Origin of the sequence: Methanobrevibacter sp. (assembly GCF_045120835.1) — an archaeon.
GTDB lineage: Archaea > Methanobacteriota > Methanobacteria > Methanobacteriales > Methanobacteriaceae > Methanocatella.
Map to the genome: position 1 here is coordinate 1 of NZ_JBGVFE010000021.1, position 6,545 is coordinate 6,545.

The window sequence follows — 6,545 nt, forward strand, 5'->3', positions numbered from 1 at the left end:
CCGGCAGAGCCCAAGTTCAGCACATAAATGAAAAGAGGATCCAAAATAAAATTCAAAGCAACGGAGACGATTATTGCATACATTGCCCTTTTCATGTCCCCTTCACCACGAAGGATTCCGCTTCCTCCGTTAGCAAACATGAAAGCGAAAAGACCTGCGAATAGTGGAGTAGAATAGCTTAACGCTTCAGCCAATGACTGGCCGCTTGCACCATATGCCCCAAGCAACGGCTCCTGAATTAAAAGTAGAATTGCAGTCAATAATATTGACGCTACTAGAAAAATTAAAATCGAATGTGTTGCGGATTTGCTGGCTCCCTCATGGTTTTTGGCCCCAACGGCACGGCTGATACTGCTTGTTGCACCGTTTCCAAGACCTATGCTTACACCATTTAAAATCATGAATATCGGAGTTACAAATCCGATTCCCGCAATGGCAGACTGGCCCAATCCTGCAACCCAAATTCCATCAACAATATTGTATGAAGCTGTCAAAAGCATTGATATCATGATTGGAATCGCTAACTTCTTAACAGCAATTTCCGGTTCTCCCCTCATTAATTCAACATTCTTGTTAGCCATAGTACTCACACGTGCAAAAAATAATGTACAAATTAAATTATTAATTTCCTTAAATATAAGTATAATGGGAATATATTTAAGCCCGATTGATTAAAATATTCTTATTAGAACTGGTGTTAAGATGTCTAGAGAAACTTTTGAAGATGATGTGAAAAACTGCAATCTTGAATTAACTCACATTGAAGAGGGCATAACAGACCAAACACTGCAAGAGATTGACAGGAGATTTGGGCAGGCCGATGTCCTAAGTATAGAAAATGCAAAAAGCCATGTGCGAACTCTCAGATTGCTGGCGCTTTTTGGAACATTGATAACCCTCACATTCCTCATCTATGATGAATGGGAGATGCATCTTCTTATTGTTGATGTCATACTGATGATTGTCCTCCTAATCTTCATTTATAAATATGCCGACAAACATGAGTTTCACAAAAAATACGTTCAGTACCGATTGCTGGCGGAATCGCTACGTCTCCAATATTACCTTTCGGTTGCAGGCATTGAAAAGAATGTATCTGAACTGCTGCCATGGTTTGTTGAAATAGGTTCAACATATTGGATAAAGGACATGTTAAGAAAACTAGATATAAAAACAGATGTGAGAAAAGATATCCTGGAGTATTGGATTGAAGACCAATATAATTATCACCACAATGCCAATGTAAGATTAAAGGTAAAACAAAAAAGGGAAAAGCTCATTACCAACATATTAATAGCCATAACAGTTACCACCTACTTCATTGCACTATGTTTTGAACTTTATATGACAACAGTTCCTTCCGGAGAACTGCATCACAATATGCTTCAGGGAATTCTTCATACATTCCAACAACACACCATAATGCTCGGTTATGAACCCACCGATATGATTCGTGCAACCTTAAAAATTATTGTTGGAACAATGTCTGCGGGAACATTGTTTATTGGAAGCTACTACGGAAAGATGTCCCTCAACGACGTGATTAAAGATCACAGAAGAATGGAAGAATTATACTATAAATTTGAAATAAAAGCAAAAAACAACAACAACGTGCTATCTAAAAAAGACATTTTAAAACTGGCCCAGGAATATGTCATTGAAAACAGCATATGGTATGCTTATCAAAACAAAAACGAGCCTGACCTTACGATAGAATGAAACGAGCACCCAATAAAATAACCAATAAGGCAACATTTAAAAGGGTGAATACGGCCAAATATTTGATTTTTAATTCACTACATTCCCGAACAAGAATCTTATAGGAAATGAGATTGGCCATAGATGCGATGAGGCTTCCAAAACCTCCAATATTGATTCCCACAATAATGGCTTCATAATTGCTGCTGAAGCCACTGAGCAATATTGCTGCCGGAACATTTGAAATTATCTGAGAGGAAATAACACCAAAAATGACTTCGTTGCCAACAATCCACTTTTTGAAAAGCAAATTCAAAGATGGAATGTTTTCCAAATTTCCAATCAGAATGAAAAGGGCAATGAAAGTTAAAAGCAGATAATAATCAACACCTAAAAAAACACGCCTAAAGAAATTTTTTCTCTCCAATTGCACTTTCTCCATTTTCGGCAATGCAATCTCATCTTTTGGAATGAAAAACAAGACAGCCGCCAAAAACATCACCGAAACAATAATATAAGGAAGCAACATCATGAAAAATGACCCGAATGAAATATCGGATACGGTATACATCACAATATTGTGAGGAGCGCCGATAGGCAGAACCATACATCCAACATTGGCGGCAACAGTCTCCAGACAGACTGTCAATATTATCAAATCAGACCTGTCAACTTTTTTTAATGCCAATATGGCAAACGGCACAAATATAATCAGAGAAACATCATTAGTGATGAATATCGAACTAAAAAAACAAGTAGACACCAATACCAATACAAGGCCTCGGGTGTTTCCGATTCTGGTTAAAAGCCTACGAACCATCATCTCAAAAACAGCCAAATTTTTTAAAACTTCAACTATGAGCATAATCACAAAAAGCAATATGATTGTATCCCAATTGATGTAATTTAAGTAGCTTATACTTGGTTTTACAAAAAAACATGAAATAATAGCTAAAATTAATGATATTGAAAATATTATTTCTTTTTTAAAAAAATTAAATGTCTTATCTATTAATTCAGCCATATATATTAATTTAGTTAATGAATTATAAGAATATATTTAATGAAGGGTTTGCCTTAAAATTCTTTTTGATATTAACCTCACCTAAAAGATTCGATTTTCTCCTTATGGCCTCTCTCAACCTGCAATAATTCATCCGTGATTTCACCGCATTGAAAACAATATTGTTTTAATCTGCATCTTCATTTAAGGTTTCTAAAAGAAAACTTACTGGCCTAAACCCATCGTTGCATGATATCATGGCGGATTTCTTATTCTTCATCCATCCGTCATAAAAGTCACTTGCACCATTAGCCAAAGCCATAACAAATGGGGATAGGCTCTCCCATGCGCTGTCACAAAAATCATCAGGTTTAAGCCATCCGTTAGCTATGAAAACCTGACCCTCTTCAACATCACATTCATGTTCGAGAGGATTTTCATATTCCTCAATCAAATCATCGTGGCGAACTTTTCTCATGACTGTAATCTTTACTTTTTTCATATTAAAATCTCCAAATCGCTTTTTTCATATCGGTTGTGGCCTTTTAGACCTTTCTTATATTTCCAACATTTAATTGCATCATCCAATGATTTATCCTCATTATCTTCAAAGAAATCTCTAATATACTGGTTATATTGAAATTGCCTGCCTATTTCTGTTTTCTCCTTTGAACTTTGAATTTCATAATATGCATCAACGGCATCCCCATAGGTCTTATCCGGATTTGACTTTAGCCATTTCTGAAATTTGACTTTAAATTTGAAACCTTTGCCTATTTCCTTTTCGAAAAATTCCCGCTTATCTTCACTGCACTTGAAATTTTCTCCCAATCTAGAAGTTAAAGTAATTTCAGAGGAATTTTCATTAGAATGGTGGCTTACGCTAACTTCTTTTAGCTTTTCACCAGTTTCAAGATAATGAACTATTCTGTTTTCCAAATCTTCCTTACTGCCACTGACTTTCAAACCTTCAGCCCTGCAGAAATCCTTTAACTCTTCTTTTAAAAAGTAATATTGCTTGAACTCATCAGCATCAAAGTTTCGAGTCAATTCAGGCATAATAATCAAAAATAAAAAAAAAGTGAAGGAGTTAACCTTTTGTTACAATACTAATAATGTCTCCGTCTTTTAGTTCATAATCACTGGCTACACGCATGTTTTTCCTAGCGTCAACTGCATGCATGAATTTGTCCCCAATGTCTGTGTGGACAATGTAGGCCAATTGACGAGGATTTGAACCTCTTGGAACTAAAAATCCGTCAGGCAAAACATTACCCTTTTGGTCTGTGTATTTATGTTCATCCTGAACCGGATAAACGACAATATTATCCAAAAGCTCGAAAATACCATAATTCAAGGCATCCTGAATTCCTGTGCTTCCATAAACATCCAAAATATTGGTCTGAATGTATTCAAGCGCTTTAAGTTGATTATCATTCAGTTTATCCTTTTCAAGAATTTCAAAATGGTCATCGCCCGGAAGGTATGAAATCAAGCCTGCTTCAGCCGCCCTTACAAGTGCAATTTCAGATTCAGCAGAAGCTGGAATCACGTTCGGATATTTTTCCTTAATTCTTTTAATGTTTTCGGCGGAAGTTGGAAGGTCTGCCTTGTTTGCTACAATCATCATCGGTTTTGCAATATGCAAAATGTTTCTTGTAAGTTCAATGAGATCCTCTTCTTCCCATTTGTTATAATCAGATTCAATATTCCTTTTAGCTTCTATGATGTCTTCTATGGCTATTCCTGTTCCTGACAATTGATCAAACAATACTTTTGAAATGTCCAAGTGTTCGGCACCGACCTTTCTTACAAGCCTGACCCAGTTTCTTGACAGAATTCCATACATCCACATTACTATTTCTTCCTCTAAAAACTCGATGTCCTCAAGAGGGTCATGACTTCCTGCATCAACAGGATTTCCTTCAATATTGGTTGAACCTGAAGCATCTACAACATGTATGAACACTTTTGCCTGCATTAAATCATCTAAAAACTTATTACCCAATCCTTTTCCCTCATGGGCTCCAGGAACCAATCCTGCAACATCTATCAATTCAATCGGAAGCAATCTTTTGCCGTCCCTACAGATTGAATTGTGAGGATTACAAGTAACGCCTAATTCCTTACATGGACAATCCTTGATTACATGAGCTACAGCCTTATTCGCATCAATGGTTGTGAACGGATAATTCGCCATTTCAACGCTTGAAGCGGTGGCTGAGTTGAAAAATGAGGATTTTCCTACATTTGGTTTTCCAGTAACTGCAATTTGAAGCATAATAATCACATGAGATATTTGTAATTAAAATTATAAATAGTTTCAGAAATCATATCTAATATATAATGAAAGATGATGAAATTGAAAAACCTCAAGCGATGAAAATTCGACAGGGAATTCAGGATGCAATGACATACACATTGCCGGACAAGAAGTTTAGCCCTGAAAATATCGAGTTGGTTGAAGTAAATATTGAATTGGATAATTTGGGTTGGAATTTTCACAACTACAGGATTTTAAATATATGCGACATCCATCTTGGCCAATGGATTAATCCAGAGTATTTGGATGATTTGGTCGATTATTTGAATATTTTAAACTATGATTTAATCACACTCACTGGAGATTATGTTTCATATGTCCTTGATGGCTATGACAAGAGTTTAGAAGATTGCCTAAAAAAATTAAAAGCTAACGATGGGAAGTTTGGTGTTTTAGGAAATCACGACCATTGGATGGATTCAGATAAAATTCGTGAGATATTTAAACATTCAGATATTGTCGATTTAAGCAACAGTGTCGTTTTATTGACAAAAAACGATGAACACATTAATTTGGCCGGTGTCGATTCATGCACTGTCTGTGCAGATGACCTGGATAAGGTTTTGGCCGAATTGGATGAAAATTATCCGACAATTTTGCTTGCACATGAACCTGATTTTGCACGCCAATCCTCACAAACCGGAAAAATTGACCTGCAAATCTCCGGTCACTCCCATGGAGGACAGTTCATAATTCCAAAATTTGAAACAACACCATTCAGAGGTCCGAACTCAACAAAATATCCTGTTGGATTGTATAAAGTTGAAGATATGATTCAATACACAAGCAAAGGGCTTGGAACAAATTCATTTAGAATAAGAATTAATTGCAAACCTGAAATAACAATAATAACCCTTAAAAGCAAAAATCGGCAAAAAATCGAGATAGAATGAGTTTCAAAAATAAATTAATCTCTTCACTTAAAACGTTGATTACAACCGCAGTGATAATCATAGCCAACATTATAGCCATATTTTTCGTTGACTATATCAGCAGTGATTTCACTATCGGTCCCAGCTATAATGCATTAATCATCGTTTTCGCCTTTGGAATAGCAAATTCACTATTATGGCCTATTTTTAGACGATTTTTAATGAAATTTATTATTTTAACGATGGGTGTTGGATCAATATTTTTAAACTCCCTGATATTTTATATTGCAACCTATTACATTCCAGGAGTTTATGTCGGGTTTTATGGATTTTGGCAGGGTCCAATCGTCATGGCAATAGCCACAACATTTACAACAAACATTACAAACACAAATTACTTCAATTCATACATTAAAAGCATTCTGAAGTATGCATTGAAAAGAAAAACCCCATATAAAAAACAATACCCCGGAGTAATAATGCTTGAAATCGATGGATTGTCATACAAAACATTGAAAAAGGCCATTTCAAAAGGCATTATGCCAACGATGCAAAACTGGTTAGAAAGCAACACCCATACCCTAATGCAGTGGGAAACTGATCTCTCCTCACAGACAGGAGCAAGCCAGGCAGGAATATTGCACGGAAA

The 6,545-nt window shown here is 36.0% G+C and carries 8 protein-coding genes; 3 read left to right on the forward strand and 5 right to left on the reverse strand.

All coding sequences use genetic code 11. The features are described from left to right. Positions 1-581 (reverse strand): MATE family efflux transporter (locus tag ACJMLO_RS02175; RefSeq protein ID WP_405293478.1); only part of this gene is annotated, 581 nt, incomplete at its 3' end. Between the two features lie 121 nt (positions 582-702). On the opposite strand from ACJMLO_RS02175, the gene ACJMLO_RS02180 reads away from it, so the two are divergent. Next, complete coding sequence (locus tag ACJMLO_RS02180) at positions 703-1,719, forward strand: hypothetical protein (RefSeq protein WP_405293480.1); 1,017 nt, start codon at positions 703-705, stop codon at positions 1,717-1,719. Here ACJMLO_RS02180 and ACJMLO_RS02185 read toward each other — a convergent pair. The 4 genes from ACJMLO_RS02185 to ACJMLO_RS02200 form a co-directional block, all read right to left on the reverse strand. Continuing rightward, positions 1,706-2,722 carry an SLC13 family permease gene (locus tag ACJMLO_RS02185; RefSeq protein WP_405293482.1) on the reverse strand — a complete coding sequence of 339 codons (1,017 nt, stop codon included), beginning with the start codon at positions 2,720-2,722 and terminating at the stop codon, positions 1,706-1,708. The genes ACJMLO_RS02180 and ACJMLO_RS02185 overlap by 14 nt on opposite strands. A gap of 166 nt (positions 2,723-2,888) precedes the next feature. Next, a complete protein-coding gene (locus ACJMLO_RS02190) occupies positions 2,889-3,203 on the reverse strand; it encodes a TIGR04076 family protein (protein WP_405293484.1) in 315 nt (104 codons plus the stop codon). Beyond that, positions 3,200-3,760, reverse strand: coding sequence for a DUF6434 domain-containing protein (locus tag ACJMLO_RS02195; protein WP_405293486.1), 561 nt, complete (start codon positions 3,758-3,760; stop codon positions 3,200-3,202). Before ACJMLO_RS02195 ends, ACJMLO_RS02190 begins: the two co-directional genes overlap by 4 nt. A gap of 31 nt (positions 3,761-3,791) precedes the next feature. Further along, positions 3,792-4,982: a redox-regulated ATPase YchF gene (locus ACJMLO_RS02200; protein ID WP_405293488.1), complete on the reverse strand. Its 1,191-nt coding sequence runs from the start codon at positions 4,980-4,982 to the stop codon at positions 3,792-3,794. Between the two features lie 65 nt (positions 4,983-5,047). Here ACJMLO_RS02200 and ACJMLO_RS02205 point away from each other — a divergent pair, with 65 nt between their 5' ends. Together ACJMLO_RS02205 and ACJMLO_RS02210 are read left to right on the forward strand one after the other, a co-directional pair. Then, positions 5,048-5,917 carry a metallophosphoesterase gene (locus ACJMLO_RS02205; protein WP_405293490.1) on the forward strand — a complete coding sequence of 290 codons (870 nt, stop codon included), beginning with the start codon at positions 5,048-5,050 and terminating at the stop codon, positions 5,915-5,917. Continuing rightward, the coding region (locus ACJMLO_RS02210) for a phage holin family protein (protein ID WP_405293492.1) at positions 5,914-6,545 on the forward strand (632 nt) is incomplete at its 3' end. The genes ACJMLO_RS02205 and ACJMLO_RS02210, both read left to right, overlap by 4 nt.

Excerpts from the sequence above, each read along its gene's own strand:
- ACJMLO_RS02180 (WP_405293480.1), top strand. The coding sequence starts at position 703 with ATGTCTAGAGAAACTTTTGAAGATGATGTGAAAAACTGCAATCTTGAA.
- ACJMLO_RS02185 (WP_405293482.1), bottom strand. The coding sequence starts at position 2,722 with ATGGCTGAATTAATAGATAAGACATTTAATTTTTTTAAAAAAGAAATA.
- ACJMLO_RS02190 (WP_405293484.1), bottom strand. The coding sequence starts at position 3,203 with ATGAAAAAAGTAAAGATTACAGTCATGAGAAAAGTTCGCCACGATGAT.
- ACJMLO_RS02200 (WP_405293488.1), bottom strand. The coding sequence starts at position 4,982 with ATGCTTCAAATTGCAGTTACTGGAAAACCAAATGTAGGAAAATCCTCA.
- ACJMLO_RS02205 (WP_405293490.1), top strand. The coding sequence starts at position 5,048 with ATGAAAGATGATGAAATTGAAAAACCTCAAGCGATGAAAATTCGACAG.
- ACJMLO_RS02195 (WP_405293486.1), bottom strand. The coding sequence starts at position 3,760 with ATGCCTGAATTGACTCGAAACTTTGATGCTGATGAGTTCAAGCAATAT.